The organism is Polynucleobacter sp. UB-Piko-W3, assembly GCF_018881635.1.
Classification (GTDB): domain Bacteria; phylum Pseudomonadota; class Gammaproteobacteria; order Burkholderiales; family Burkholderiaceae; genus Polynucleobacter.
In genome coordinates this window covers 26,155-52,621 of the sequence record NZ_JACVPY010000004.1, presented here as the reverse complement: position 1 = coordinate 52,621, position 26,467 = coordinate 26,155, and the positions used below count along the sequence as shown (strand labels likewise).

At 45.7% G+C, this 26,467-nt stretch carries 28 protein-coding genes; 5 read left to right on the top strand and 23 right to left on the bottom strand.

What is annotated here, in order from left to right; translation table 11 throughout:
• Position 1 precedes the first annotated feature (1 nt).
• The 3 genes from ICN31_RS09625 to hisI are packed head-to-tail and all read right to left on the bottom strand — an operon-like array spanning position 2 to position 1,203.
• Positions 2–358 (bottom strand): histidine triad nucleotide-binding protein, encoded by a 357-nt coding sequence (locus ICN31_RS09625; RefSeq protein WP_216260975.1) that lies wholly within the window; start codon positions 356–358, stop codon positions 2–4.
• A gap of 6 nt (positions 359–364) precedes the next feature.
• A complete protein-coding gene (locus ICN31_RS09620) occupies positions 365–766 on the bottom strand; it encodes a phosphoribosyl-ATP diphosphatase (RefSeq protein ID WP_216260973.1) in 402 nt (133 codons plus the stop codon).
• A 41-nt stretch (positions 767–807) separates the two neighbouring features.
• Positions 808–1,203: a phosphoribosyl-AMP cyclohydrolase gene (gene hisI / locus ICN31_RS09615; RefSeq protein WP_216260971.1), complete on the bottom strand. Its 396-nt coding sequence runs from the start codon at positions 1,201–1,203 to the stop codon at positions 808–810.
• A 134-nt stretch (positions 1,204–1,337) separates the two neighbouring features.
• Here hisI and ICN31_RS09610 point away from each other — a divergent pair, with 134 nt between their 5' ends.
• Complete coding sequence (locus ICN31_RS09610) at positions 1,338–1,520, top strand: type II toxin-antitoxin system HicA family toxin (protein ID WP_216260969.1); 183 nt, start codon at positions 1,338–1,340, stop codon at positions 1,518–1,520.
• 10 nt (positions 1,521–1,530) lie between these two features.
• On the top strand, positions 1,531–1,923 hold the full coding sequence (locus ICN31_RS09605) for a type II toxin-antitoxin system HicB family antitoxin (protein WP_216260967.1): 393 nt from the start codon (positions 1,531–1,533) through the stop codon (positions 1,921–1,923).
• Positions 1,924–1,932: 9 nt separating this feature from the next.
• Here ICN31_RS09605 and hisF read toward each other — a convergent pair whose 3' ends face one another.
• Genes hisF through hisB form a run of 4 tightly spaced genes read right to left on the bottom strand, consistent with a single transcriptional unit; the run spans position 1,933 to position 4,769 of the window.
• Positions 1,933–2,691 carry an imidazole glycerol phosphate synthase subunit HisF gene (gene hisF / locus ICN31_RS09600; protein WP_216260965.1) on the bottom strand — a complete coding sequence of 253 codons (759 nt, stop codon included), beginning with the start codon at positions 2,689–2,691 and terminating at the stop codon, positions 1,933–1,935.
• Entirely contained in the window at positions 2,691–3,452 is a 762-nt protein-coding gene (gene hisA, locus ICN31_RS09595) for a 1-(5-phosphoribosyl)-5-[(5-phosphoribosylamino)methylideneamino]imidazole-4-carboxamide isomerase (RefSeq protein WP_216260963.1), read from the bottom strand. Before hisA ends, hisF begins: the two co-directional genes overlap by 1 nt.
• 18 nt (positions 3,453–3,470) lie before the next feature.
• The gene (gene hisH, locus ICN31_RS09590; RefSeq protein WP_216260961.1) at positions 3,471–4,133 is read right to left on the bottom strand and encodes an imidazole glycerol phosphate synthase subunit HisH; all 663 of its coding nucleotides are present in this window, start codon (positions 4,131–4,133) and stop codon (positions 3,471–3,473) included.
• 48 nt (positions 4,134–4,181) lie between these two features.
• A complete protein-coding gene (hisB, locus tag ICN31_RS09585) occupies positions 4,182–4,769 on the bottom strand; it encodes an imidazoleglycerol-phosphate dehydratase HisB (RefSeq protein ID WP_088525656.1) in 588 nt (195 codons plus the stop codon).
• A gap of 114 nt (positions 4,770–4,883) precedes the next feature.
• Between hisB and hisC the strand changes: the two genes are divergently transcribed.
• Positions 4,884–5,951: a histidinol-phosphate transaminase gene (gene hisC, locus ICN31_RS09580; protein WP_216260958.1), complete on the top strand. Its 1,068-nt coding sequence runs from the start codon at positions 4,884–4,886 to the stop codon at positions 5,949–5,951.
• Positions 5,952–5,975: 24 nt separating this feature from the next.
• Here the strand turns inward: hisC and hisD are convergent, their stop codons facing one another.
• From hisD to ICN31_RS09500, 16 genes are all read right to left on the bottom strand, one after another.
• The gene (gene hisD / locus ICN31_RS09575; RefSeq protein ID WP_216260956.1) at positions 5,976–7,298 is read right to left on the bottom strand and encodes a histidinol dehydrogenase; all 1,323 of its coding nucleotides are present in this window, start codon (positions 7,296–7,298) and stop codon (positions 5,976–5,978) included.
• Positions 7,299–7,322: 24 nt separating this feature from the next.
• Positions 7,323–7,949: an ATP phosphoribosyltransferase gene (gene hisG / locus ICN31_RS09570; protein ID WP_088525653.1), complete on the bottom strand. Its 627-nt coding sequence runs from the start codon at positions 7,947–7,949 to the stop codon at positions 7,323–7,325.
• Between the two features lie 20 nt (positions 7,950–7,969).
• Positions 7,970–9,244, bottom strand: coding sequence for a UDP-N-acetylglucosamine 1-carboxyvinyltransferase (gene murA, locus ICN31_RS09565; RefSeq protein WP_216260954.1), 1,275 nt, complete (start codon positions 9,242–9,244; stop codon positions 7,970–7,972).
• A 59-nt stretch (positions 9,245–9,303) separates the two neighbouring features.
• A complete protein-coding gene (locus ICN31_RS09560; protein ID WP_088525651.1) occupies positions 9,304–9,552 on the bottom strand; it encodes a BolA family protein in 249 nt (82 codons plus the stop codon).
• 26 nt (positions 9,553–9,578) lie between these two features.
• Positions 9,579–10,367: an ABC transporter permease gene (locus ICN31_RS09555; RefSeq protein WP_216260952.1), complete on the bottom strand. Its 789-nt coding sequence runs from the start codon at positions 10,365–10,367 to the stop codon at positions 9,579–9,581.
• Positions 10,364–11,116: an ABC transporter ATP-binding protein gene (locus ICN31_RS09550; RefSeq protein ID WP_216260950.1), complete on the bottom strand. Its 753-nt coding sequence runs from the start codon at positions 11,114–11,116 to the stop codon at positions 10,364–10,366. Before ICN31_RS09550 ends, ICN31_RS09555 begins: the two co-directional genes overlap by 4 nt.
• A gap of 4 nt (positions 11,117–11,120) precedes the next feature.
• Entirely contained in the window at positions 11,121–11,378 is a 258-nt protein-coding gene (locus ICN31_RS09545) for a lipid asymmetry maintenance protein MlaB (protein WP_088525648.1), read from the bottom strand.
• 18 nt (positions 11,379–11,396) lie between these two features.
• Entirely contained in the window at positions 11,397–12,038 is a 642-nt protein-coding gene (locus ICN31_RS09540) for a phospholipid-binding protein MlaC (protein ID WP_088525647.1), read from the bottom strand.
• A gap of 62 nt (positions 12,039–12,100) precedes the next feature.
• Positions 12,101–12,859, bottom strand: a complete 759-nt coding sequence (locus tag ICN31_RS09535; RefSeq protein ID WP_088525646.1) for a VacJ family lipoprotein — start codon at positions 12,857–12,859, stop codon at positions 12,101–12,103.
• Positions 12,859–13,341: an outer membrane lipid asymmetry maintenance protein MlaD gene (gene mlaD, locus ICN31_RS09530; protein WP_088525645.1), complete on the bottom strand. Its 483-nt coding sequence runs from the start codon at positions 13,339–13,341 to the stop codon at positions 12,859–12,861. Before mlaD ends, ICN31_RS09535 begins: the two co-directional genes overlap by 1 nt.
• A 21-nt stretch (positions 13,342–13,362) precedes the next feature.
• Positions 13,363–14,160, bottom strand: coding sequence for a lipid asymmetry maintenance ABC transporter permease subunit MlaE (mlaE, locus tag ICN31_RS09525; RefSeq protein ID WP_088525644.1), 798 nt, complete (start codon positions 14,158–14,160; stop codon positions 13,363–13,365).
• Positions 14,160–15,011: an ABC transporter ATP-binding protein gene (locus tag ICN31_RS09520; protein ID WP_216260948.1), complete on the bottom strand. Its 852-nt coding sequence runs from the start codon at positions 15,009–15,011 to the stop codon at positions 14,160–14,162. Before ICN31_RS09520 ends, mlaE begins: the two co-directional genes overlap by 1 nt.
• 10 nt (positions 15,012–15,021) lie before the next feature.
• On the bottom strand, positions 15,022–16,485 hold the full coding sequence (locus tag ICN31_RS09515; RefSeq protein ID WP_216260946.1) for a glutamate synthase subunit beta: 1,464 nt from the start codon (positions 16,483–16,485) through the stop codon (positions 15,022–15,024).
• 39 nt (positions 16,486–16,524) lie between these two features.
• Positions 16,525–21,270 (bottom strand): glutamate synthase-related protein, encoded by a 4,746-nt coding sequence (locus tag ICN31_RS09510; RefSeq protein ID WP_216260945.1) that lies wholly within the window; start codon positions 21,268–21,270, stop codon positions 16,525–16,527.
• A gap of 184 nt (positions 21,271–21,454) precedes the next feature.
• Positions 21,455–22,159 carry a transposase gene (locus ICN31_RS09505; RefSeq protein ID WP_216260943.1) on the bottom strand — a complete coding sequence of 235 codons (705 nt, stop codon included), beginning with the start codon at positions 22,157–22,159 and terminating at the stop codon, positions 21,455–21,457.
• Between the two features lie 12 nt (positions 22,160–22,171).
• Positions 22,172–24,508, bottom strand: a complete 2,337-nt coding sequence (locus ICN31_RS09500; protein WP_216260941.1) for a penicillin-binding protein 1A — start codon at positions 24,506–24,508, stop codon at positions 22,172–22,174.
• 140 nt (positions 24,509–24,648) lie between these two features.
• Between ICN31_RS09500 and ICN31_RS09495 the strand changes: the two genes are divergently transcribed.
• Both ICN31_RS09495 and ICN31_RS09490 read left to right on the top strand, forming a co-directional pair.
• Complete coding sequence (locus ICN31_RS09495; RefSeq protein ID WP_216260939.1) at positions 24,649–25,341, top strand: hypothetical protein; 693 nt, start codon at positions 24,649–24,651, stop codon at positions 25,339–25,341.
• A 95-nt stretch (positions 25,342–25,436) separates the two neighbouring features.
• The gene (locus tag ICN31_RS09490) at positions 25,437–26,459 is read left to right on the top strand and encodes a secretin and TonB N-terminal domain-containing protein (protein WP_216260938.1); all 1,023 of its coding nucleotides are present in this window, start codon (positions 25,437–25,439) and stop codon (positions 26,457–26,459) included.
• The last annotated feature ends 8 nt before the right edge of the window (positions 26,460–26,467 follow it).

Genomic DNA, 26,467 nt, shown 5'->3' with positions numbered 1-26,467 from the left:
ATTATTTTTTCCAGGGACGCGGACCGCCCATCACATGCAAATGCAAGTGATAAACCTCCTGCCCTCCATCCGCACCATTATTCACCATTAAGCGAAAGCCGCCATCCTGACCAGGACGGCAACCTTGCTCTTTAGCAAGACGCGGTGCTAATTCCATCATTCTACCCAGCAAAGGGGCATCAATGCTTTCTACGGATGCCAGCATGGGGATATGTTTCTTGGGAATCATTAAAAAATGTACTGGCGCGGCGGGATTGATGTCTTTAAATGCATAGATTTCCTCATCCTCATAGACCTTCTGGGATGGGATCAAACCTTGTGAAATCTTGCAAAACAGGCAATTCGGATCGTGCAACATAGGTGTTTATTCCTGGCCAGACGCTTTTCTGGCGGCCTTTTCTTCGATTCCTGAGGTGCCCAAGCGGCGATCTAGCTCTGCAATCACATCTTCAGGACGCAAGTTAAATTGCGACAAGGCAATCAAGCAATGAAACCAAAGATCTGCCATTTCAGCTACTAGCAGCTTTTGCTGCTCGGCAGCCAAGTTAGAGCTACGAGCATCCTTAGCGGCCATGACTGCCTCGGTTGCCTCTTCGCCAATCTTCTTCAGAATTCCATCATCACCCTTAGAAAAGAGTAAGGCGGTATACGAAGTCTTGGGATCGGCTTGACCTGCCTTAAATGCATCACGTCGTTGATCTACCACATCAGCTAAATGCGCAAATGCAGAATCCAAATTAGTAGGTTTATTAGTTGAACTAGTCATTGGTTCATTTTATGTCTTTAAAGCAAAGAGCTTGAGCTTGTTTATTTTTTAGGACTCGACTGATCAACCCAAGTGGCCTTGGCTGAGTCCCACTGTTTAAAGAAGCAGCTGTGCTCACCAGTATGACAGGCGATTCCATCCTTTTGCTCAACCATGAGCAAAATCGTATCGCCATCACAATCCAAACGAATCTCTTTCACCTTTTGGGTATGCCCAGATTCTTCACCTTTATGCCATAGCTTTTGTCGTGAACGCGTCCAGTAGACTGCTTCGCCTAAACGAATGGTTTCTAAAAGGGCATCACGATTCATCCAGGCCATCATCAATACATCGCCGCTACTCGCCTCCTGCGTAATCACAGGCACAAGACCCTGTTCGCTCCAGGTCACAGCATCTACTAAGGCTTGGTCTTGAGGATTTTTATTTATATCTGACATTGACTCAATTTTGACAGAATTGTTAAGACCAAACCAAATAAATAGTTGTCAGAGCCTGCTTTAATGACCCGCCGCACCTCATGGACACTTACCCAATTTGTGTGTATGATGTGTATAGAATTTATAATGTGGGAATGAATAGCAAAGAACTCATTAAGGCATTAGAAAAAGATGGATGGGTGTTGCGGGGCTCAAAAGGCTCTCATCATGTTTTTAATCACCCCCATAAAGCTGGGCATATCACTGTTCCTCACCCCAAAAAGGATTTAGGGATTGGGTTAGTTCAAAAGCTACTGAAACAAGTAGGAATGAAATAAAGGAATCATCATGAAATATCCAATTGCAATTGAACCTGGTGGAGATAAGTTAGCGTGGGGCGTAATCGTTCCTGACTTACCTGGTTGCTTCTCAGCGGCTGATAGCGGAATTGATGAGGCAATTGAAAATGCCAAAGAAGCGATTGAACTTTGGGTTGAAGCAGCATTAGATGCCGGTGAAGATATACCAAAGCCTAGCCCTATTACTAATCTACAGAAGAAGAAAGAGTTCAAGGGATATATTTGGGCAATTGCTCAGATTGACCCGGCGTTGCTATCAGACGATATTGAAAGAGTAAATATCTCTTTACCAAAAAGAGTATTGGCAAGGTTGGATGCCAAGGCTAAATCAGCTGGAGAAAATCGCTCTGCTTTTATCGCTCATATGGCGATCAGCGCCTAAGAGCTCTCGCTAAATCCGAACCGGAATTCCTTGGGCAGCCATATATTCTTTTGCCTGCCCCACGGTGTACTCGCCATAGTGAAAAATACTAGCCGCTAATACGGCATCGGCATGCCCCTTGGTAATACCATCGACTAAATGCTGGAGATTGCCAACACCGCCAGATGCAATCACCGGTACCGAGACTGCATCGCTCACGGCTGCCGTTAAAGCCAAGTCAAAACCATCTTTGCTACCATCGCGATTCATGCTGGTCAGTAAAATTTCACCAGCGCCGCGTTTAGCAACTTCACTGGCCCACTGCACGACATCAATGCCTGTAGCTGTTCTGCCACCATGAGTAAATACTTCCCAGTTTCCGGCAAGAGTTTGCTTAGCATCAATCGCTACCACAATGCATTGAGATCCGTAATAGGCTGCAGCATCGGAAACTAAATCGGGATTAGCTACTGCAGAAGAATTCATACTGACTTTATCTGCGCCAGCATTGAGTAGGCGACGCACATCAGCAACAGCACGCACACCACCGCCAACCGTTAAAGGAATAAAAACTTGTGAGGCAACATCTTCAATGATGTGCAAAATGAGATCACGGCCATCGGATGTAGCAGTGATATCTAAGAATGTAAGCTCGTCAGCGCCTTGGGTGTCATAACGCTTAGCGATTTCTACAGGATCACCTGCATCGCGCAAGCCTACAAAGTTAACACCCTTTACAACCCGTCCTGCAGTGACATCAAGACAAGGAATAATTCGCTTAGTTAGCACTAGAGAATTTTCTTCATGTACTTCAGCGTTAACTCATCCGCATACTTTTGAGCTGCGGAAAGATCAAGATCTCCAGCGTAGATAGATCTGCCAGCAATGACTCCCATCACACCCTCTTCTTCTGCTTTGCAGAGTGCTTCGATGTCTTTGTTGTTTGAGAGACCGCCACTGGCAATTACCGGAATACGAATCGCCTGAGCCAGCTTGATAGTGGCATCAATGTTGACGCCCTTTAGCATCCCATCACGCCCAATATCGGTATAGATGATTGCTTCAACACCCCAATCTTCAAACTTTTTAGCAAGATCAATGACTTCATGACCGGTAATCTTGCTCCAGCCATCCGTAGCCACCTTACCATCGCGAGCATCCAAGCCCACCATGACATGACCAGGAAATGCAGTGCAGGCATCTTGTACAAAGCCCGGATTTTTTACTGCAGCCGTTCCAATAATCACAGTACTGATACCGTCATCTAATAAACGCTCAATGGTTTCCAGGTCACGAATACCACCGCCTAGTTGAACCGGAATCTCATCACCAACTGCTTTGAGAATCGATTTGATGGCAGATTCATTCTTGAGCTTGCCCGCGAATGCGCCATTGAGATCCACTAAATGTAAGCGGCGCGCGCCTTTACTAATCCAGTGCGCGGCCATCGCGCCAGGATCTTCAGAGAAAACCGTGGCTTTGTCCATATCACCTTGTTCAAGTCGAACACAGTGACCGTCTTTGAGATCAATTGCAGGAATCAGCAGCATATCTAAAGTTTAAAAGTTTTAAGGTTGCCAAGAAACAAAATTTTGATAAAGCTTTAATCCGTATTCTGCACTTTTTTCAGGATGAAATTGTGTAGCGAAAATATTATCTCGTGCCACTGCAGAAGTAAACCAATCTCCATACTCTGTAGAGCCCGCAATATCTTCTTTGCGTTGCGGCACAACATAGTAACTGTGGACAAAATAAAAGCTCGTTAAATCAGGAATACCTCTCCATAGAGGGTGTTTGGAGTCTTGGCGCACCTGGTTCCAGCCCATATGGGGGACCTTAAAAGCAGAGCCATCGGGCTGTTTTTTGCCTGCCAACTCAAAACGACGAACCTCCCCTGAAATTAAGCCCAAACAGGGTGTCCATAAATTCTTTTCTGTTGCGCGCACTTCAGCGCTTTGATCAAAAAGCATCTGCTCACCTACACATACTCCAAGTAGGGGTTTATTTTTGGATGCCTCTAAGAGCGCCTCTAACAAACCAGATTCTGCAAGATGCTTCATGCAATCGGGCATCGCGCCTTGGCCGGGCAAGACAACCCGATTTGCAGAAAGAATTTCTTCGGGCTTGTGCGCAATCAATACATTGTCATCTGGAGCTACATGATGAAATGCTTGATATACGGAACGTAAATTACCCATTCCATAATCAACGATCGCAATAGTTTGCGCCAATTTAGCTTATCTTTCGCTGTGGTCTACAGAGCAACTAGGTTGTCTAAATTAGAGACTGCCTTTAGTTGAAGGAACGGCACCAGAGGCCCGTGGGTCAATCGCCAGAGCCATACGTAAAGCACGGCCAAAAGCCTTGAACACAGTCTCAATCTGATGGTGTGCATTAATACCGCGCAGGTTGTCGATGTGCAAAGTCACTCCAGCGTGATTCACAAAACCACGGAAGAACTCAATGCTGAGATCAACATCAAAGTCGCCCACTCGTGCGCGAGTAAATGGAACATTGAATTCCAACCCTGGGCGGCCAGAGAAATCAATGACAACGCGTGAAAGGGTTTCATCCAAAGGTACATAGGAGTGACCGTAACGGGTAATACCCGCTTTATCGCCAACCGCCTTAGCAAAAGCTTGGCCCAAGGTAATTCCAACATCTTCTACGGTGTGATGATCATCAATATGGGTATCCCCATTGGCCACTACTTTGAGGTCAATCATGCCGTGACGGGCAATCTGATCAAGCATATGGTCTAGAAAAGGGACGCCAGAGGCCAGCTCAGCCTTACCAGTACCATCTAAATTGATGGAAATTTGAATTTTGGTTTCCGAAGTGTTTCGGATAACGTCGGCTTGCCGCATTTCATTGCGCCGCGAGGCGAAGTGTTGAGTGAAGCCTCATAATATCATTCCTAGAAGATTTTTAAATACAGATATTGCTGCACTTTCTTTCTGATTTTTAAGCTGAGTACCCTAATGAGCCGTTTTTGGAGCCCTGTCGTTCAAACCCTAACCCCTTATACGCCTGGGGAGCAACCGCAAATGCAGCGGTTGGTAAAGCTCAACACCAACGAGAGCCCTTACGGTCCCTCGCCCAAAGCCCTCGCAGCCATTGATGGTCAAAATAATGAAGGCTTGCGTCTGTACCCTGATCCAGAAGGTACTGCACTCAAACAAGCTATTGCCAAGCTGCATGGCCTAGATCCAAAACAAGTTTTTATAGGCAATGGCTCAGATGAAGTACTCGCCCATGTTTTTGCTGGCCTACTTAAACAGAACAAGCCAGTTCACTTTCCAGATATCACTTATAGCTTCTATCCTGTCTACTGCAAGCTTTTCGGAATTGACTACAAAGTAGTGCCGCTTGGAAAAGAATTTGAAATCAATCTGGCCGATTACAAAACACCTAATGGCGGAATTATTTTCCCCAACCCAAATGCACCAACAGGTAGATCTATCACCCGCTCAGAAATCGAATCCTTACTTTCTCAAAACAAAGACTCAGTATTAGTCATTGATGAGGCGTATGTAGATTACGGTACAGAGTCTTGCATTCCGCTATTGCGTGGTTCTGACTGCCCGGAAAATCTTCTTGTTGTTCATACACTCTCAAAATCAAGAGCGCTTGCTGGTTTGCGCGTTGGTTTTGCGGTTGGCCACCCTGCATTGATTGAAGGGTTAGAGCGAGTAAAAAATAGTTTTAACTCTTACCCCCTAGGACGTCTTGCGCAAGCAGGTGCAATCGCTGCCATTGAGGATCAAGCCCATCTTGAACAGAGCTCTGCAAAAGTAATGCAGACGCGCAGCAAATTAGTCGATGACCTGAATACCCTAGGTTTTGAAACACTGCCTTCAACTGCAAACTTTATCTTTACTCGCCACCCCCAACATGCCGGTGCAAAGATCTATCAAGCATTACGAGATCGCGGCATCATCGTGCGCCACTTCAAGTTGCCGCGTATTGAAGAATTCCTGCGCATTACGATTGGCACAAACGAACAAAGCGGCGAACTTGTCGCCGCTTTAAAAGAAATCCTAGCTTAGATTTATTTTTAGATTACTTCTGAATTATTTCTTCAAGCGCATTTCAGCGGCGCGTGCATGGGCTTGTAAGCCCTCACCGTGTGCAAGCGTACTTGCTACTGCACCTAGGATTTGTGCGCCAGCTTCACTTACTTCAATCATGCTCGAACGCTTAATAAAGTCATACACGCCCAATGGTGATGAGAAACGTGCAGTGCGGGCCGTTGGCAAAACGTGGTTCGGTCCAGCACAGTAGTCCCCAAGGGACTCACTTGTGTAGTTGCCCATGAAGATCGCGCCTGCATGACGAATTTTTCCTGCCCACTTGCGTGGATCAGCGGCGCAAATCTCTAAGTGCTCTGCAGCGATCGCATTAGCGATCTCACAGGCTTCACTCATATCTTTCACCTGGATCAATAAGGCGCGATTAGTCAAAGATGCTTCAATGACTTTAGCTCTTGGCATCTCAGGTAGTAGCTTATTAATACTGGCTTGCACTTGCTCGATAAATGCAGCATCAGGACAAAGCAAAATCGATTGAGCCTGCTCATCGTGCTCCGCTTGAGAAAACAGGTCCATGGCAACCCAGTCGGGGTTACTTGTGCCATCACACAGTACCAAGATTTCAGATGGGCCCGCAATCATGTCAATGCCGACAATGCCAAATACCCTGCGCTTAGCAGCAGCCACATAAGCATTACCCGGGCCAACAATCTTATCTACCGATGGAATGGTCTTCGTTCCATAAGCTAGGGCGCCAACTGCTTGTGAACCGCCGATCGTAAAGACACGATCCACACCAGCTAAGTAGGCCGCAGCCAAAACTAGTGGGTTACGTGCACCATCTGGAGTTGGTACAACCATGATGACTTGCTCAACACCAGCCACCTTAGCAGGGATGGCATTCATGAGCACAGAAGATGGATAAGCAGCCTTACCACCAGGCACATAAATTCCAACACGATCTAGTGGTGTCACTTTTTGACCTAAGCGCGTACCGTCTGCCTCTTCATATTCCCAAGAGTGGCAGCCCGCTTCAATCTTTTGCTTCTCGTGATACGCACGAACGCGTTGTGTGGCGATGTCTAATGCGCTCTTTTGTACATTGGATAGAGATTTGTAAGCTTGCTCTAAATCTTTTCGGGGAATTTCCAACTCAGAAACGCTAGCGACATTTAAACGGTCAAATTGTTTGGTGAATCCCAAGACAGCTTCATCACCCTTTTCCTTGACCGCCAAGAGAATCTTAGCAACAGTAGCCTCAATCGCATCATCATCGGCCAAAGGTAACGAAAGGCTAGAGAGTAGGATTTCTTTGAAACCCGCATCCTGACTCTTGAGGCGCTTGATTATGATTTGTGCAGACATTTGAGTGAGAAGTCAGGTTGCGCTTTACTTCAGCAACTCAAAAATTGGTTGCAGCTGAGCACGCTTCCGCTTGTATGAAGCTTGGTTCACTACTAGACGCGCACTGATATCAGCAATGGGCTCAACTTCAACTAAACCATTCGCCTTTAGCGTATTGCCAGTAGAAACTAAATCCACAATGGCATCGGCCAAGCCTACCAGTGGCGCTAACTCCATAGAGCCATAGAGATGGATCGTATCGATGTGTACGCCCTTGTTAGCAAAGTGCTCACGTGCACAATTAACGTACTTTGTAGCAACTTTTAAACGAGAGCCTTGTTTAACTGCTGCCGCATAGTCAAAGCCTTCACGCACCGCAACCGACATACGGCACTTCGCAATATTGAGATCATAGGGAACATAAAGACCATCAGTCCCTTTTTCCATGAGTACATCTAAACCAGCTACGCCGAAATCAGCGCCACCAAATTGAACATAGGTAGGGACGTCCGAGGCGCGCACAATAATTAAGCGCACATCCGGATTAGAGGTCTCAATAATGAGTTTGCGTGATTTTTCAGGATCTTCCTTCGGCACAATACCGATCTTGGATAAGATCTCTGCAGTCTCTTCGAAGATGCGCCCTTTAGAGAGGGCCAAAGTCAATTTCATGGACTAATTATCCATCAGGCTTACTTTATGCGCTCAATCTTTGCGCCTAAAAGCGTCAATTTATGCTCCATGCGGTCATAGCCTCGATCTAAATGGTAGATCCGGTCAACCTGGGTTTCACCTTGAGCTGCCAAGCCAGCAATGACCAAACTAGCGGAAGCGCGTAAATCCGTAGCCATCACGATGGCGCCTGAGAGTTTTTCAACGCCCTGCGCGATGGCAGTATTTCCTTCGATTGCGATATCAGCACCCAAGCGATTTAACTCTTGAACGTGCATAAAACGATTCTCAAAGATCGTTTCAGTAATTGTTGAACTACCGCCCGCTACCGCATTGACTGCCATCAATTGGGCCTGCATATCCGTCGGAAAAGCCGGGTACTCAGAAGTGCGAAAACTTACCGCCTTTGGACGAGTCTGCATAGAGGCATTAATCCAGTCTGGACCCACTTCCATTTGCAAGCCAGCCTCTTTTAGTTTGGCTATCACCGCATCTAAAGTATCGGGTCGACAATACTTCACAAGCACTTCACCACCAGCCGCAGCAACTGCACACAAGAAAGTGCCCGCCTCAATACGGTCAGGTATCACTGTATGCTCAGCGCCATGAAGTTTTTCAACACCTTCGATAACTAAACGATCACTACCAATACCAGAAATCTTTGCGCCCATCTTCACCAATAACTCAGCAAGATCACCAACCTCTGGTTCGCGTGCAGCATTCTCCAGAATCGTAGTACCTGATGCCAAGGTGGCGGCCATCAATAAATTCTCAGTGCCCGTTACCGTGATCATGTCAGTCACAATTGATGCACCTTTAAGGCGATCGTTTGGTGGCTTAGTTTCTGCCTGGATATAACCACTCGTAATCTTGATGCTCGCGCCCATGGCTTTCAAGCCTTTGATGTGCTGATCTACGGGGCGAGCACCAATGGCGCACCCACCCGGCAATGAAACCTTGGCGCTATGCATTCTGGCTAGTAGTGGGCCTAAAACTAAAATGGAGGCGCGCATGGTTTTCACCATCTCGTACGTTGCTTCTGAACTCTTAATCACTGCCGCGTTCAGTATTAAATGACTACGATCACTCGCATCTGGAAAATGAATGGTTACACCAATTTCTTGCAAGAGCTTGAGCATTGTGCGCACGTCCTGTAAATCCGGAACATTGCGCAACACCACTGGTTGATCCGTCAGTAAGCATGCGCAAAGAATTGGCAAGGCTGCGTTTTTGGCTCCTGCAATGACTACCTCACCTTTAAGAGGAGTGCCGCCAACCATTCTTAATTTATCCATGAAACGATTCCAGTAAAGACTTCTGCAGTGCTGTTAGTAGTGATAGCTAGTGAGTATTATTAAGCTGCAGGGTTTTGAGCAAACTCTTGCGGTGTAAATGCCTTAATCGATAAAGCATGTACTTCTGCTTTCATCCGATCACCCATTGCGCCATAGACCAATTGATGGCGTTGCACTAAACGCTTGCCTTCAAAGTCTGGGCTCACAATCGTTGCATAAAAATGCTGGCCATCACCCTCTACCTGAATATGGGTACAGGTAATTCCCTGCTTAATGTAGCCCTCAATTTGCTCTGGGGTTGGAAACATACTTCTCTCCTATAGAACTTCAATGATTAATGACGGAGCTTATAGCCCTTTTGTAACAAGCGCAAAGCGATCACGGAAACCACAATAAAGAAACAAACCACGATTGCCAAACTATTCCATGGGGAAATATCAGAAACTCCAAAGAAGCCATAGCGGAAGCCATCAATCATATAAAAAAATGGGTTGAAATGTGATACCACTTGCCATGCTGAAGGCAGCGAATGGATCGAGTAGAAAACACCCGACAACATGGTGGCCGGCATAATGACAAAGTTCTGAAAGGCAGCAAGTTGATCGTATTTATCGGCCCAGATGCCCGCAATCAAACCCAAGCTTCCTAAAATAGCGGCGCCAAAGAATGCAAAAGTTAAAATCCACAATGGGTAATCTATTGCAGGCAAGCCGTACCAAGATGTGATTAACAGTACACCGAAGCCCACCACTACGCCACGAAATACGGCCGCCAAAATATAGGCTGCATAGAATTCAAAATGGCTCAAGGGGGCAAGCAAAACAAAGACTAAATTGCCCGTGACCTTGGACTGGATTAAAGATGAGGAGGTATTTGCAAAAGCATTTTGCAAAACGCTCATCATGACTAACCCCGGTATCAAGAACGCCGTGTAACTTAAACGGCCATAGACTTCTCTACCTTCAAGAACGTGACCAAAAATCATGAGATACAAAACAGCTGTTAATACTGGGGCAGCTACGGTCTGAAACCCCACCTTGTAAAAACGTAATACTTCTTTACGCAACAATGTTGGGAAACCACTACCGTACTCTAAGGGTGGCCTACTCAGTCCATGCTTCATGAATTGTCTCCGGACATGATGTTGACAAACACCTCTTCTAAATCCGTCTTACCTTCGCCATCTTTTTTGACCGAACCATGACGAGCCAAAAGATTGGCGGTGGTATCTAAAGCAACAATCTTGCCTTGCTTGAGCATAGCAATGCGCTGACATAAGGCTTCGGCCTCTTCCAAGTAATGCGTCGTCAAGACAATCGTATGGCCATCTTGATTCAAGCGGCTAATAAACTGCCATAAAGACTGGCGTAACTCTACGTCTACGCCAGCAGTGGGCTCATCCAAAATAATGACTGGAGGCCTATGCACCAAAGCTTGAGCAACCAATACTCGGCGCTTCATACCACCAGATAAAGATCGCATATTGCTATCTGCTTTAGATGTGAGATCAAGGTTAGCCATGATCTCGTCAACCCATGCATCATTATTTCGAATGCCAAAGTAGCCCGATTGAAAACGTAAGGTTTCACGAACAGTGAAAAAAGGATCAAAGACTAACTCTTGAGGCACAACCCCCAACATACGACGCGCTTCACGAAATGTCTTTTGCACATCGGCACCCATAATTGCTACATGACCTTTGCTTGGGGTAACCAAGCCAGCCAAGATAGAAATGAGGGTAGTTTTGCCAGCGCCATTAGGGCCAAGTAAGCCAAAAAATTCACCAGGCTCAATAGTCAAACAAATATCATCTAGAGCCTGAAGTGCCCCGTAATGCTTAGATATATTTTGAATTGAAATTGCAGCTTGCATGCGATTACAAACCTAGCAATGCAGATACACCATAAACACTAGCTAGTACTTTTAACTTTTCTGGAGCATGCTCTACAGAAAGGGAATGACCCTCAACTTGGAGTCTTTTTTGCCACTCCAATAGAACGGTTAACACTGTTGAATCAAAATCTTTTAGCGAAGAGCAGTCAATAACTCTTAAGTCAGCTAGATTTAACGAGCCTTCTTTTTCAAGCTGCAGAGCATTTGCCTGCGTAACTGTCTTGGGCAAAGAAAAGGTCATCGTCAAATATCTAGGTTATTAATTTGCTGGTTTAGCATTAGCCAGCTGCTTATTGCGGTCTTGCAAGAACTTCACTAGACCATCAATTCCATTTTGACTAATCTGATTTGAGAATTGATTGCGATACGCCTCAACTAACCAAACGCCCATGATGTTCATATCGTAGACTTTCCAGCCCTTGTCTGTTTTCTCGAGACGGTAATCTAATGGCACCGGGTCTCCACGACCAAGAACGACGGTTTTAACAACAACTTCTTTGTCATCTGGAGCAGCACGCAGCGCCTTAAATTGCACCGTCTGATCACGCAGCTGACTAAGAGCACCAGAATATGTCCGAATCAATAAGTTTTTGAACTCCAGCACCAATTGATTTTGCTGTTCAGGAGTGGCTTTCTTCCAATTGGGTCCCATTGCCATTTCGGTAGTGCGTCGCATATCGGTATAGGGAACAATTTTCTTCTCAACCAAATCAACAATCTTTGGAATATTGCCTTTTTGAATATCTGGATCTGACTTTACAGAGGCCATAACATCAGATACCACCATCTTAATAAGTGCATCAGGAGCTGTAGCTTGGTCAGGAGCTTGCGCAAATACCGCGCTAGAGATCAGTAGCAAACATGCCACTAAATACTGAGTGATTCTTTTGTAACTATTCATATCCAATGATCTCGCTATCTTTATCTAGATTGAGGCCCATTTTAGCCCCTTAAGCAAACTACTTATTCGTAAGGATTCTGGTAAACAGGTGGCGTTGACTCTTCATCATCACGACCCTCGTTAATCTGATACTGACGACGCTGAATATAGGCATCTCGCATGAAGCTGTACTTATCAATTGCGGCCCCATCCAATAAGTCACCAGCTTCGTAGTAGGTATTGCGAGCATTAATTACTCGTAAACCTGTAATGCTGTTTCGTAAGGCTACATCGGGCAACAATCTAAACAGGTAATCAGACTGTAAGTCAGCAGCCGTACCGAATGTATCTCGTACATTACTGGGCCCAAAGAATGGCAATACCACGTATGGGCCTGCAGGTACACCCCAAACACCTAAGGTCTGACCCCAGTCTTCTTTATGCTTTTCAAGGCCGCCAGGCGTTGCCAGATCCAAGAGCCCACCCAATCCCATAGTGGTATTGACGACTACCCTCATGAAGTCATTGAATGCATCACCCGGCTTACCTTGCAATAAGTTATAGATTGCTGTGTAAATATCGCTGTAGTTACTAAAGAAGTTATAAACTCCATCGCGTACAAATTCAGGTAACACAAAACGGTAACCAGCCACTACCGGCTTTAAGACATAGGCATCTAGTCCTTCGTTAAATTCAAAGACCGAACGGTTGAAGGGTTCCCAAGGATCCTGGGGTGAGCGCTCAACTCCTGCTGGTATAGAGGCGCAGCCTACCAAGGCACAGACGATACAAAGCAAGGCACATTGTCTAGCTTTGCTAATGAACTTAACAGCTGACAGCATTATTTTGCTGCGCCCTTGTCCTGACCGCTATCGGCTGCTTTGTTATAAAGGAATTGGCTAATGAGATTTTCTAAAACAATTGCTGATTGAGTCTGAGTAATTTTTCCACCATCAGCCAAAAAATCATCGGAGCCGCCAGCCTCAAGACCGATATATTGCTCACCTAATAAACCTGAAGTCAAAATCTTAGCGGATGAATCCTTTGGAAACTTGTAAGAGTCTTCAATCGTCATCACAACAGTTGCTTGATAGGTTTTATCGTCAAAAGAAATACTAGCAATGCGGCCAACGACTACACCGGCACTCTTTACGGGTGCTCGCGGCTTTAAACCGCCGATATTATCAAAGCGGGCAGCAATTTTATAAGTCGGCGCAAATGACACCGCGTTCATATTGCCAACCTTTAATGCCAGAAATAAAGCTGCCAGCAAACCAATGGCAACAAAGACTCCTACCCAAATATCAATTGCACTTTTTCTCATAAGAGCCCCAGTTTATTCTTTCTAGTTCGAGAACATCATTGCGGTTAGCAGGAAATCCAATGCTAAAACCGATAAAGAAGAAATCACCACCGTCCGAGTGGTAGCTTGCGATACGCCCTCGGGCGTAGGTTTAGCTTCATAACCTTGATAAAGGGCAATAAACGTCACTGCCACGCCAAAGACCACACTTTTAATTAGGCCGTTACCGATATCTGAAAAGAGATCAACGCCACCCTGCATTTGAGACCAAAAGGCACCGGAATCAACGCCAATCAGTGGGACGCCAACAAAATAACCACCCATGACACCTACTGCAGTAAAGATGGTTGCCAAAATTGGCATAGAAATAATGCCGGCCCATAGTCGTGGGGCAATCACACGACCCAATGGATCCACAGCCATCATTTCCATAGCGCTTAACTGTTCGCCAGCTTTCATCAAACCAATTTCTGCAGTTAATGAAGTGCCGGCTCGGCCAGCAAATAATAAGGCGGTAATGACTGGACCTAATTCACGCGTCAAAGAGAGTGCGACCAATAAACCCAATGCCTGTTCTGAGCCGTAGCGATTTAAGGTGTAGTAGCCCTGTAAGCCCAACACGAATCCAACAAATAAACCTGATACTGCAATGATGACAAAAGAGTGGTTGCCGACGAAGAGAATTTGATCGATCACTAAACGAGGTCTTTTGAACAAGAACCCCGAACGTAAAATCACAGCAAGAAACATTCGCGCAGCTAGCCCAAGACTACTCAAATTGCGGCGAACAAAAAATCCAAGGTCTCCGAATAAATCTAGAAGTTTATGAAGTGTGGTCATTAAATGCTGACTCCAAAATCTTCTGCCAAGCTTTGACCCGGGTAATGGAAAGGTACAGGACCATCAGGAGCTGCATCTAAAAACTGTCTAAAAAACGGATCTGTAGAGCGACTTAATTCATCGGGGGTGCCTTGTGCACCAATACGGCCATTGGCAATGAAATACACATAATCAGCGATTTCAAAAGTTTCCTCAACATCGTGCGTAACCAATAAACTCGTGGCTCCTAGGGCGTTATTCAGATCCCGTATCAATCGCGCAGTAATGCCTAAAGAGATTGGGTCTAGGCCAGCAAAAGGCTCGTCGTACATGATGAGTGGAGGATCTAGAGCAATTGCTCTAGCGAGCGCAACGCGCCTTGCCATTCCACCAGAAATTTGTGATGGCATTAAATCACGTGCGCCTCGCAAGCCCACTGCATTTAACTTCATCAATACTAAAGAACGTAAAAGCTCTTCACTTAAATCAGTATGCTCGCGCAATGGGAAGGCGACATTCTCAAAGACACTTAAATCCGTGAACAATGCGCCGAACTGAAACAGCATGCCCATACGACGACGTGCAGCCATCAGTTGATTGCTAGTCATCTTGCCAATGTCTTTGCCTTCAAACAACACTTGGCCAGATTGAGCAGTAAATTGACCGCCAATTAAACGCAGAATAGTAGTTTTACCGCAGCCTGATCCACCCATCACTGCGACTACTTGACCACGACGAAAATCCATATTGAGCCCAGACAAAATCTGCCGCTCGCCTGGAGCATAGGAAAAGTCTACGTTCTTAATAGAAACGACAACTTCGCCTAGAGCTTGATTGCTTGCGTCCAAAGAGGTTGAGTCGACACTGTTCATATCCCCGATATTATCGGGGTAAAACAGATGACCCCATCAAATACTCATCTACTGCCTGAGCACATTGGCGACCCTCACGGATTGCCCAAACAACTAAAGACTGACCACGACGCATATCACCAGCTGCAAACAGCTTGGGAACGTTGGTTTGATAGGCATTTTGGCCATCTACAGTAGCCTTGGCATTGCCACGGGCATCTTTCTCAACACCAAAAGCATTGAGTACCTGCTGCGCTGGGGATACAAATCCCATGGCTAAAAGTACTAAATCTGCTTTGATCTCAAATTCAGAGTTTGGAACTTCAGTCATCTTGCCGTCTTTCCACTCCAAACGAACGCCAATGAGTTTTTCTACCTTGCCATTTTTACCTTCAAAACGCTTTGTTCCTACCGACCAGTCACGCTCACAACCTTCCTCGTGAGATGAAGATGTACGTAACTTTGTTGGCCAATAAGGCCATACCAAAGGTTTATTCTCAACTTCAGGAGGCTGAGGGAGCAATTCAAACTGAGTAATTTGCTTTGCGCCATGACGGTTAGAAGTTCCAACGCAATCAGAACCAGTATCGCCACCACCAATGACTACAACATGTTTATCAGTAGCGCGAATTTCATTTTTGAAGTCGCCAGCATTCTCTTTGTTTTGTGGAATTAAAAAATCCAATGCATAGTGCACACCAGCCAACTCACGGCCAGGCACTGGCAGGTCACGTGGTTGCTCTGCGCCACCACTAATCACCACTGCATCAAAATCTTTCATCAACTGCTCTGGCGAAACAGTCTTTGTAGAGTAATTCTTGACTTCAGTGCCCATGGCTTCTTTACCAACAAAAACGCCTGTTTCAAATTTCACGCCTTCAGCCTGCATCTGCTCTACACGACGATCAATCAACCACTTTTCCATTTTGAAATCAGGAATTCCATAACGCAGCAATCCACCAACGCGATCATTTTTTTCAAATACGGTAACGTCATGCCCAACACGCGCTAATTGCTGAGCCGCAGCCATACCCGCCGGACCACCACCAACAACGGCAACTTTTTTGCCAGTCTTGGTTTTAGATGGCTGAGGCTTAACCCAACCATTTTCCCAGCCCTTATCAATGATGGCATGCTCGATAGACTTTATGCCAACAGGGGCGCGATTGATTCCTAAAGTGCAGGCAGCTTCGCAAGGCGCAGGACAAATACGGCCCGTGAACTCAGGGAAGTTATTGGTTGACTGCAAAACATCTAGAGCATTCTTCCAGTCATTATGAAAAACTAAATCATTGAAATCTGGAATGATATTGTTTACAGGGCATCCGTTATTGCAGAATGGAATGCCGCAATCCATACAACGAGCGCCCTCAATCTTCGCCTCATCATCAGTTAAAGCAATAACAAACTCTTTGTAATGGTGGAGACGTTTAGCAGGCGCTTCGTATGTTTCGTCGACACGCTCAAACTCCATAAATCCAGTGACCTTACCCATATCTAATCCTTAGTATCTTTTTCTTAATATCTCTATTGATTAAGCAACGACAGTTTTGTTTTTTGCTTTGTCCCACAACTCACCAAGAGCACGCTTGTACTCGGTTGGGAGAACTTTCACAAAACGGCTACGAGTATTTTCCCAATCTGCCAAGAGTGCTTTAGCACGCTCTGAACCGGTATAGCGGAAATGACGCTCAATTAAGTTCTTCAAAATTTGCTCGTCTGTTAAACGCTCGCCACCATCTTTCACATCAACTGGAGCATGCCACTCAGACTGAGGCATCTTGGCAATTTGCTCTGCTGCAGGCAATACTTTTTCTAAAGTTGCCATACTGGTATTGCAGCGCTTAGCGAACAGGCCATCTTCGTCATAGACATAAGCAATGCCACCGCTCATACCTGCAGCAAAGTTACGCCCAGTAGTACCAAGCACCGCTACGGTTCCACCAGTCATGTATTCACAGCCATGATCGCCAGTACCCTCCACAACCGTAGTGGCTCCAGAATTACGCACTGCAAAACGCTCACCAGCAACCCCATTAAAGAAGGCTTCACCAGCAATTGCACCGTACAAAACAGTATTGCCAACAATGATGTTCTTCGCTGTATCGCCACGGAACTCATGTGGAGCACGAACAATCACGCGCCCACCAGATAAGCCCTTACCAACATAGTCATTGCCGTCACCGACCAAATCCAAAGTAATGCCGCGAGCTAAGAAAGCTGCAAAGCTTTGGCCGGCAGTGCCGTTCAATTGAATATGAATAGTGTCATCAGGTAAGCCAGCGTGACCATGGCGCTGTGCCACTTCGCCTGAAAGCATTGCGCCAACAGTACGGTTTACGTTCTTCACCGGAACAATGAATGAGACTTTCTCACCACGCTCTAAAGCGGGCTCACTCTTCTCAATCAAGATATTGTCTAGAGCGCTTGCTAGGCCATGATCTTGTGTCAGCACTTGATAGCGTGGAACATCACTTGCTACTTTTGGCTCAGCAAAGATCTTGCTGAAATCTAAGCCATGTACTTTCCAGTTATCAATACCCTTACGAGTATCTAACAAATCAACGCGGCCAATCAAGTCATCAAACTTACGAATACCCAATTGCGCCATGATCTCGCGAGCCTCTTCGGCAATAAAGAAGAAGAAGTTCACAACGTGCTCAGGCTTACCAGAGAATTTCTTACGCAATTCTGGATCTTGCGTAGCAACGCCCACTGGACAAGTATTTAAATGGCACTTACGCATCATGATGCAGCCTTCAACTACCAATGGCGCTGTGGCAAAACCAAATTCATCTGCGCCCAACAGTGCGCCGATCACGACATCACGACCAGTCTTCATTTGACCATCAGCCTGAACGCGAATACGACTACGCAAACCATTTAGAACTAATGTTTGCTGTGTTTCAGCCAAACCGAGTTCCCATGGTGAACCAGCATGTTTAATCGAAGAAAGTGGTGAGGCGCCAGTACCACCATCGTGGCCAGCAATCACCACGTGATCTGCTTTTGCCTTAGCAACACCAGCTGCAACCGTACCAACGCCAACTTCAGATACCAACTTAACAGAAACATCTGCTTTTGGATTGACGTTCTTCAAATCATGAATTAACTGAGCAATATCTTCAATTGAGTAAATATCATGGTGTGGAGGCGGAGAAATCAAACCAACACCCGGCACAGAGAAGCGTAACTTACCAATGTAGTCAGATACCTTGCCACCCGGTAATTGACCGCCCTCACCTGGCTTAGCGCCTTGTGCCATCTTGATCTGAATTTGATCCGCAGAACGTAAGTACTCAGTAGTTACGCCGAAACGACCTGAAGCTACTTGCTTGATCTTTGAGCGTAATGAATCGCCATCTTGCAATGGAATATTCGCTTCAACTACATCGCTACCCAAAACGCTCGCTAAGGTCTCGCCCTTCTTAATTGGAATGCCTTTGAGCTCATTAATATAGCGGTTAGGATCCTCACCACCTTCTCCAGTATTGGACTTTCCGCCAATGCGGTTCATCGCAATTGCCAAAGTAGCATGCGCTTCAGTAGAAATTGAACCTAAAGACATTGCGCCCGTAGCAAAACGTTTCACGATTTCTTTAGCAGACTCAACCTCATCTAATGGAATGGCTTTAGCGGGATCGATCTTGAATTCAAACAGACCACGCAGTGTCATTTGACGTTTGGTTTGGTCGTTGATGATATTGGCGTACTCTTTATAGGTCTGGTAGCCCTTCTCTGCACCAATTCGAGTAGAGTGCTGTAACTTCGCAATCGTATCTGGTGTCCACATATGGTTCTCACCACGAATACGGAAGGCATATTCACCACCAGCATCAAGCATATTAGTTAGGACTGGATCATTGCTAAACGCAGCCGTGTGCATACGTAGGGCTTCTTCAGCCACCTCAAACACACCAATACCACCAACGTTTGATGGGGTGCCCTTGAAATACTGATTGATGATTTCAGGATTTAAACCAATCGCTTCAAAAATCTGTGAGCCGGTATAGGACATATAGGTAGAGATGCCCATCTTAGACATCACCTTTTGCAGACCCTTACCAACTGCTTTGATGTAGTTCTTAACCGCTTTTTCACCAGATAAATCGCCTGATAAGCCTTTAGCCATATCGGTCAACGTTTCCATGGCTAAATATGGGTGAACTGCTTCAGCGCCATAGCCAGCCAAGAGCGCAAAGTGATGTGTTTCACGAGCGCTGCCTGTCTCAACTACGAGGCCTACGCTAGTACGTAAGCCTTTTTGTACCAAATGCTGGTGAATTGCTGAAGTTGCTAATAAAGCAGGAATAGCAACATGCTTCTCATCCACTTGACGATCACTGACAACTAAGATGTTGTAACCAGAACGTACTGCATCAGCAGCTTCTGCGCACAATGATGCTAAGCGTGCTTCGATACCATCTTTACCCCATGCTGCTGGATAGCAAATATCGAGCTCATAAGAGCGGAACTTACCATTGGTGTAGTGATCAATGTGACGAATCTTCGTGATGTCATCAAAATCTAAGATTGGTTGACTGACTTCCAAACGCATTGGAGGGTTGATATTGTTGGTATCTAACAAGTTGGGTTTTGGCCCAATGAATGAGACTAATGACATCACCATGTTTTCACGAATTGGATCAATCGGTGGATTGGTTACCTGCGCAAACAATTGCTTGAAGTAGTTATAGAGGGGCTTGTTCTTGTTTGAGAGCACAGCCAATGGGCTGTCATTACCCATTGAGCCGATTGCCTCTTCACCGTTCATGGCCATTGGAGCCATGAGGTACTTAATATCCTCTTGGGTATAACCAAAGGCTTGCTGACGATCTAATAATTTTGCGGCTGGACGAATGGTCGTTTTTTCATCTACCAAATCTGCTTTGCTGGCATCAACTTCATCAAGCTTTACTCGCACTGCATCAATCCAACTCTTGTAAGGTTTGGCTTTTGATACAGCATTCTTGAGCTCAACGTCATCGATGATTCGACCTTGCTCCATGTCAATCATGAACATCTTGCCAGGTTGCAGCCGCCATTTTTGAACAATCTTGCTCTCAGGAATAGGGAGTACACCGGCTTCAGAAGCCATGATGACCAAGTCATCGTCAGTTACGTAATAACGTGCTGGACGCAAACCGTTGCGATCTAGAGTTGCGCCAATTTGACGGCCATCGGTAAATGCCATTGCAGCTGGGCCATCCCAGGGCTCCATCATGGCCGCATGATATTCATAGAAAGCGCGGCGATTGTCATCCATTAATGCGTGTTGTTCCCATGCCTCAGGAATCATCATCATCATGGCTTGTGCCAACGGATACCCAGACATCACCAACAACTCTAAACAGTTATCAAAGCAAGCAGTGTCAGATTGGCCTGGGTAAATCAATGGCCATAATTTCTGTAGGTCGTCACCCAATACTGGCGAACTAATTGCACCCTCACGTGCATTGACCCAATTGACGTTACCTTTAACGGTATTAATCTCACCATTGTGAGCAATCATGCGGTATGGATGAGCCAATTCCCAAGCAGGGAAAGTGTTGGTAGAGAAGCGCTGGTGCACCAATGCAAGTGCTGATATGGTGCGTTGATCTTGCAAGTCCTGGTAATATGCGCCCACTTGATTGGCTAACAGCAGGCCCTTGTAAACAATGGTTCGTGCAGACATCGAAGCAACAAAATATTCTTTACCGTGCTTCAAATGTAAATCCTGAATTGCATGGCTCGCTGTTTTACGAATCACATACAACTTGCGCTCAAGCGCATCCGTCGTCATGATGTCGCGCCCACGGCCGATAAAAATTTGACGGATGAATGGCTCTGTCATTTGCACTGTTGGAGACATCGGCAACTTCACATCTACCGGAACATCTCGCCAGCCCAATACAACCTGACCTTCTAAACGCACAGTGCGCTCTAACTCTTGCTCGCAAGCCAAACGAGATGCTTGCTCTTTTGGCAAGAAAATCATACCAACACCGTACTCGCCTAACGGCGGCAAGGTAACTCCTTGCTTGGCCATTTCTTCGCGATACAAAGTATCTGGAATCTGAATCAAGATTCCCGCACCATCGCCCATTAATGGATCGGCACCAACCGCGCCCCGGTGATCTAAGTTCTCAAGGATCTTTAAGCCTTGAGCAACGATTTCGTGAGATTTCTTACCCTTGATGTGTGCAACAAATCCTACGCCACAGGCGTCATGCTCATTACGTGGGTCATATAGCCCTTGAGCGATTGGTCGAAGATCCGCATTGAATTGTGTAGTCATAGTATTTCCGAGGGGCGACAAAGGCCAAATAACTTTTGGAGGATCAAATATAGGTGAATACCCATATCGATGCAACAGAAATAAAATGAGTCTGTCCCATTTATTTACAGCATGCACCACAATGAGAGACTTAAAAGGGGACAGAGTTAAGGCACTACAGTTGTCACTAACCACTAGGAAACTTCTAAGTTACTGAATTTATTAACTTAATTTTTCTAGGACGGCCACGATCCCGGATTTTGGTCGCCTCTGGATCATCCTTAAATAGCTTATTTGCATAAATATCGCTAATCCAAGGCTTGGATCGAAGCAAGGATTCGGTGATTTGCTGGTCTTCCCAGTGGGGCGCACCCTCTTTTACAAAGTTCGCCCAGTTCATTTGCCTTTCAAAAGGCGTATTACCTAGCCTCCAAAAGTGCTGGTGGTCTGCCAACCAAGGCTCCCTCTTTCCTCCAATATGAGTGGCAAAGCTAGTCCAACTGGAGTCTTGTGGGCTTGACTCATACCCAGCCCTTACCGGATTGAGCTCAATATAGCGTTGGCAACGTAAAAAATAATCTGGGTCAATTAAAGAGGAGCGATAACGTCCTTCCCAAATCGTTCCAGAACGATGATGTTGTTGATTAAAGTATTGGGCATAACGACGGCCTAGCGATTGCATCGTTTTAGCTAAAGAATCTTCTTTTTGTGGGGTTAACAATAAATGCGCATGATTAGGCATTAATGCAAATGCATGTACAGCACAAGCAAATTGTCTCGCTGCTTCTCGCAACCACTCCAAGTAAATGTGACGATCCTCACCTCCAAAGAAAATAGTCTCGCGATTATTGCCACGAACCATCACATGCATTACTTGGCCAGGTATTAGAGTTCGTGCTTGCCGAGCCATGATGATGAAGAACTATTGCAGTTCACGAACTCCGCCAGTTCGAGCAAATTCTGGAATAAACCAATCTCCATCAGCTTGTGTAACGCCCTCTGGCACGATGCGCGATTCCTGCGGGATATCTTTTAAAGCGGTAGCCATATATGAAATCCACATTGGCAGAGCGAGCCCTCCACCTGTCTCACGATCACCCAAGCTAGCTGGCTTATCGAAACCAATCCAAGCAACTGCTACGATCTTCGGGTTGTATCCAGCAAACCAAGCGTCATGAGAGTCATTGGTAGTGCCGGTTTTTCCAGCAATGTCATTACGACCAAGCTTAGGGCGGGCAGAAGCAGCGGTGCCAGTTTTGGTAACCTCTTGGAGCATGCTGTCCATTACAAAAGCCGTACGAGCATCTAGTACGCGAGCGGCATCCTTACCAGCATGGGTAGGTTTTGCCTCAAATAAAACAGCCCCCTTAGCGTCAATCATCTTATCAATTAAGAAAGGATCAACGCGATATCCGCCGTTGGCAAATACGCTATATGCTGAGGCCATCTGCAAAGGCGTTACTGAACCAGCACCCAAAGCCATTGTCAAATAAGGTGGGTGTTTTTCAGGTTCGAAACCAAATCGCTGGATATATTCTTGTGCATAGGAAGGACCGATTGCACGAATAATACGAACCGATACTAAATTCTTTGATTTAGCCAAGGCATTGCGTAAACGTATCATGCCATCATACTTACCGTCATAGTTTTTTGGTTCCCAAGCCTGGCTACCTGTTTCCAAGCTACCAATCGATAAAGGTGCATCATTGACCATCGTGTTTGGTGTAAAGCCTTTCTCTATTGCTGCGGCATAGATAAATGGCTTAAACGAAGAGCCGGGCTGTCGTAAAGCCTGAGTCACGTGGTTGAATTGATTGCGTCGAAAATCAAAACCCCCGACCAAGGATAAAATCGCGCCAGTATCTGCATTCATTGAAACAAAAGCTGCTTCGACTTGAGGTAGCTGCGCCAACTTCCACACCCCCCCGTCTAAAAGTAATCTCACTATCGCACCGGGACGTAAACGTTTTTTGGGCTGAGCGCTATCAGTAATTGATGCTGAGGCTAATTTCATGTCATCACCTTTTAAGATGACTGTATCGCCAGTAGCAATCATGACTTGCATTTCTTTTGGTTTCACATCGAGCACAACACCAGATTGCAAATCATCTAACTGTGGATAGGCAAGTAAAGCCTCATCGATAGCGCGTTGCCGCTTGACACGATCCTCAGGAAGATCAATAAAGCCCTCTGGACCACGATAAGCGTGTCGTAAGTCATACTCAAATATGCCACGACGCACAGCTTTATGAGCGGCATCTTGGTCCGCCTTTAAGATCGTTGTATAGACATCGATTCCCTGAGAATAAATCGCCTCACCGTATTGAGTAAAAAGTAACTGTCGAACCATTTCTGCAGGGAAGTCTGCGCGCACAGTAAATTCATTACCCAAGCCGCGAATACGCAACTCCTCAATCATGGCTATTTGATATTCCTCAGAGCTGATGTATCCCAAATCGCGCATGCGCTGCAAGATATATTCCTGACGAATTTTGGCTCGTCGGAAATTCGAGACAGGGTTATACGCGGAAGGCGCCTTTGGTAATCCTGCCAACATTGCAGACTCTGCAATCGTGATGTCTTTTAATTCTTTGCCAAAGTAAATCTGGGCGGCACTTGAAAAACCATAAGCCCTTTGACCCAAGAAAATCTGATTCATATAGATTTCAAGAATCTTATCTTTTGTTAGTTGCGCCTCGATTTCCCAGGCCAATAAAACTTCATAGATTTTTCGACTGAATGTTTTCTCATTGCTCAGGAAAAAGTTTCGAGCCACCTGCATGGTGATGGTGGAAGCGCCCTGAGATAAATTTCCCCGCAAATTAGTCAAGGTAGCCCTCAAAATCCCGACGTAGTCGACACCGCCATGGGAGTAGAAGCGATCATCCTCAATAGCTAAGACAGCATTACGCATGCTTTTTGGAATTTCAGCCAGTGGGATCACTTTGCGGCGCTCTTCCCCAAACTCGCCAATCAAAACCTTATCTGCCGTATAAATTCGGAGCGGGGTTTTCGGGTTGTAATCGGTTAAAGCTGAGATTTTCGGTAAATTTGGTTTGGCTACTAAAAATGCGTAGCCCATCAACAGCGTCACTACCATTGCAAACACCACGCCAATAATCAATATGGCTTTCACCAAAGGATTGCTAGAGGATTTTCGGGTTGAGTCAGGCCCCACTCGGGAGTATCGCGGACTTCTATCGTCTTGACGGCTTGGGCGCTGATTTTGCGGCGGCTTGTCTTTTGGGGGGAGGGCCATAAGCTCAAATTATAGGGTGCTTAAGTAATTTGCCTAAAAGTTCCAAAACCCTTGTTTTTGAGTTTTGATGCCTGTCTTGTCTGACATGAGCTTCAAACCAAGCCGATGGCTATTCCTTCCCTAAACTTGAAAATAAGGTCATGCCATCTCGCCATATTTCCCCCCAATCTTTCGACGATATTTTGAGTGAGCTTGGTGATGATCCAGCTATTCCTGATCCCCATGGAATTCGTAAACCCAGTTACCCCAAGGGCAGCCCTTTAAAGCCCTCAACACCAAACAAAGATCGAACCGAGCCAGAGGCCTTCGGTAGCCAAAATCTATTGGGTCAGATTCCAAAATTAGGAGGATTCCTTGCTTTTGCTGCCTGCGTTTTCGGTACTAGTATTGCGCTTTTGGTTGGCTATGACTCTCTAAAAACAAGTTCCCAAGCTCAGATCCAAGAGTCGCATAAGGAAATTACTGATCTTAAAAAAGAATTCATTCTGTTACGTACTGAATTGCAAATGGAGCAAGACGACCTATATGAAGCAATGGATTTAATAGAAGTGAGTGTTCACTCATTAATAGAAAATAAGTTAACCCATAAAGTTACCGCCAAGCCTCAAGCGCTTCCTCATGAGGTGGAGTTACGTCGCTGGCGATATTTGGGGGCTAGCCAAATGGGGGGCTCCCATCAGGCATTTTTTGATTCTGGGCAAGGCACTGTGATGTTTCAAAAGGGGATGCTTGTTTTGGGAGATTGGCGCTTGACTCAACTTGATAAAGATCTGGCCACTCTAAGCCATAGCAAAGGCAAAACCCTAAGTCTCAAATCCTCGAAAACCGAATAAAGCAGACCCCATAACGCATGCACCAAAACATTCAAAAATTCAGTTTTTGTATTGGCCTCTTATCCATTTTTTTTCTTAGTCCAATACGCGCCAACATGCCCGCACAAAACTTGCTGGAAGCCCCCATTAGTTTGCAATTTACCGATATTGAAGTGACTGCGCTTTTGCAGGTGCTTGCAAAACTTTCTAACACCAACTTTTTGTTAAGCGAATCCATCAAAGGCAGGATGACGATTGAACTCAATAACACGCCCTGGCATACAGCGCTTGATGCGATTCTAGCGAGTAGGGGATTACGGCTAGTTCGTAACGGCGATATTTACTGGATTGGTCCTCATGCAGAAATTACCGCATTCCAAAAGTATCGTCGTGAAGATGCTGCCCTACCCTTTGGTGGCGACCACGTTAACAGCCCAAGGCAAATACTCATTGAGGCCCGCATTGTAGAAGCTGATGAGCGCTTTGCCCGTGAACTAGGGGTGAAGCTTGGCTACCAAGCGAATTCCTTAGGTGGCAACCCGGATCAGAAAGTTTCTAGCAATGTTGATTTAGGTGGATCGGGCTTAAGTGGATTTAATCCAGCAACTGTGGCTACAACTCTAGTCTCTAGAAATGGGAGTCGTCTTTTACAAATGGAACTATCAGCCCTTGAATCGGATGGCCAAGGCAAGATTCTTTCTAACCCCCGCATCATGACCGGTGATCAAGTGAAAGCTACTATCGAACAAGGTACTGAGCTCCCCTATCAAACGACCTCACAAAATGGCAGTAAATTGCAATTTCGGAAGGCTAATTTGCGCTTAGAAGTTTTGCCAAAAATTCATCCTGACGGAAAAATCTCCATGCTTGTTGGCATTAATAAGGACACCGTTGGTATGAAAACAGAGCAGGGATACGCCATTGATACTAAAAGTTTGAGTTCTGAGGTGACCGTTGAGAGCGGAGGAACAGTCATTATTGGGGGTATTTTTCAGACAACCGAAAGGGAAGATGAAGTCAAAATCCCCTTGCTAGGTGATATTCCTCTCATTGGCCACTTATTTCGCCATAAATCTAAATTACAAGACAAAACTGAGCTACTTGTCTTCCTAACGCCTACCGTTATTGATAAACCCTAATAAAATCA

Excerpts from the sequence above, each read along its gene's own strand:
- mlaE (WP_088525644.1), bottom strand. The coding sequence starts at position 14,160 with ATGACCACACTTCATAAACTTCTAGATTTATTCGGAGACCTTGGATTT.
- ICN31_RS09620 (WP_216260973.1), bottom strand. The coding sequence starts at position 766 with ATGACTAGTTCAACTAATAAACCTACTAATTTGGATTCTGCATTTGCG.
- hisG (WP_088525653.1), bottom strand. The coding sequence starts at position 7,949 with ATGAAATTGACTTTGGCCCTCTCTAAAGGGCGCATCTTCGAAGAGACT.
- ICN31_RS09520 (WP_216260948.1), bottom strand. The coding sequence starts at position 15,011 with ATGAACAGTGTCGACTCAACCTCTTTGGACGCAAGCAATCAAGCTCTA.
- ICN31_RS09535 (WP_088525646.1), bottom strand. The coding sequence starts at position 12,859 with ATGCTGTCAGCTGTTAAGTTCATTAGCAAAGCTAGACAATGTGCCTTG.
- hisB (WP_088525656.1), bottom strand. The coding sequence starts at position 4,769 with ATGCGGCAAGCCGACGTTATCCGAAACACTTCGGAAACCAAAATTCAA.
- hisA (WP_216260963.1), bottom strand. The coding sequence starts at position 3,452 with ATGCTGCTGATTCCTGCAATTGATCTCAAAGACGGTCACTGTGTTCGA.
- hisD (WP_216260956.1), bottom strand. The coding sequence starts at position 7,298 with ATGTCTGCACAAATCATAATCAAGCGCCTCAAGAGTCAGGATGCGGGT.
- ICN31_RS09610 (WP_216260969.1), top strand. The coding sequence starts at position 1,338 with ATGAATAGCAAAGAACTCATTAAGGCATTAGAAAAAGATGGATGGGTG.
- hisC (WP_216260958.1), top strand. The coding sequence starts at position 4,884 with ATGAGCCGTTTTTGGAGCCCTGTCGTTCAAACCCTAACCCCTTATACG.
- ICN31_RS09495 (WP_216260939.1), top strand. The coding sequence starts at position 24,649 with ATGCCATCTCGCCATATTTCCCCCCAATCTTTCGACGATATTTTGAGT.
- ICN31_RS09510 (WP_216260945.1), bottom strand. The coding sequence starts at position 21,270 with ATGACTACACAATTCAATGCGGATCTTCGACCAATCGCTCAAGGGCTA.
- ICN31_RS09550 (WP_216260950.1), bottom strand. The coding sequence starts at position 11,116 with ATGCAAGCTGCAATTTCAATTCAAAATATATCTAAGCATTACGGGGCA.
- ICN31_RS09515 (WP_216260946.1), bottom strand. The coding sequence starts at position 16,485 with ATGGGTAAGGTCACTGGATTTATGGAGTTTGAGCGTGTCGACGAAACA.
- hisI (WP_216260971.1), bottom strand. The coding sequence starts at position 1,203 with ATGTCAGATATAAATAAAAATCCTCAAGACCAAGCCTTAGTAGATGCT.
- ICN31_RS09540 (WP_088525647.1), bottom strand. The coding sequence starts at position 12,038 with ATGAATAGTTACAAAAGAATCACTCAGTATTTAGTGGCATGTTTGCTA.
- ICN31_RS09605 (WP_216260967.1), top strand. The coding sequence starts at position 1,531 with ATGAAATATCCAATTGCAATTGAACCTGGTGGAGATAAGTTAGCGTGG.
- ICN31_RS09560 (WP_088525651.1), bottom strand. The coding sequence starts at position 9,552 with ATGTTTCCAACCCCAGAGCAAATTGAGGGCTACATTAAGCAGGGAATT.
- ICN31_RS09555 (WP_216260952.1), bottom strand. The coding sequence starts at position 10,367 with ATGAAGCATGGACTGAGTAGGCCACCCTTAGAGTACGGTAGTGGTTTC.
- murA (WP_216260954.1), bottom strand. The coding sequence starts at position 9,244 with ATGGATAAATTAAGAATGGTTGGCGGCACTCCTCTTAAAGGTGAGGTA.
- ICN31_RS09545 (WP_088525648.1), bottom strand. The coding sequence starts at position 11,378 with ATGACCTTTTCTTTGCCCAAGACAGTTACGCAGGCAAATGCTCTGCAG.
- ICN31_RS09625 (WP_216260975.1), bottom strand. The coding sequence starts at position 358 with ATGTTGCACGATCCGAATTGCCTGTTTTGCAAGATTTCACAAGGTTTG.
- ICN31_RS09500 (WP_216260941.1), bottom strand. The coding sequence starts at position 24,508 with ATGGCCCTCCCCCCAAAAGACAAGCCGCCGCAAAATCAGCGCCCAAGC.
- ICN31_RS09505 (WP_216260943.1), bottom strand. The coding sequence starts at position 22,159 with ATGGCTCGGCAAGCACGAACTCTAATACCTGGCCAAGTAATGCATGTG.
- ICN31_RS09490 (WP_216260938.1), top strand. The coding sequence starts at position 25,437 with ATGCCCGCACAAAACTTGCTGGAAGCCCCCATTAGTTTGCAATTTACC.
- mlaD (WP_088525645.1), bottom strand. The coding sequence starts at position 13,341 with ATGAGAAAAAGTGCAATTGATATTTGGGTAGGAGTCTTTGTTGCCATT.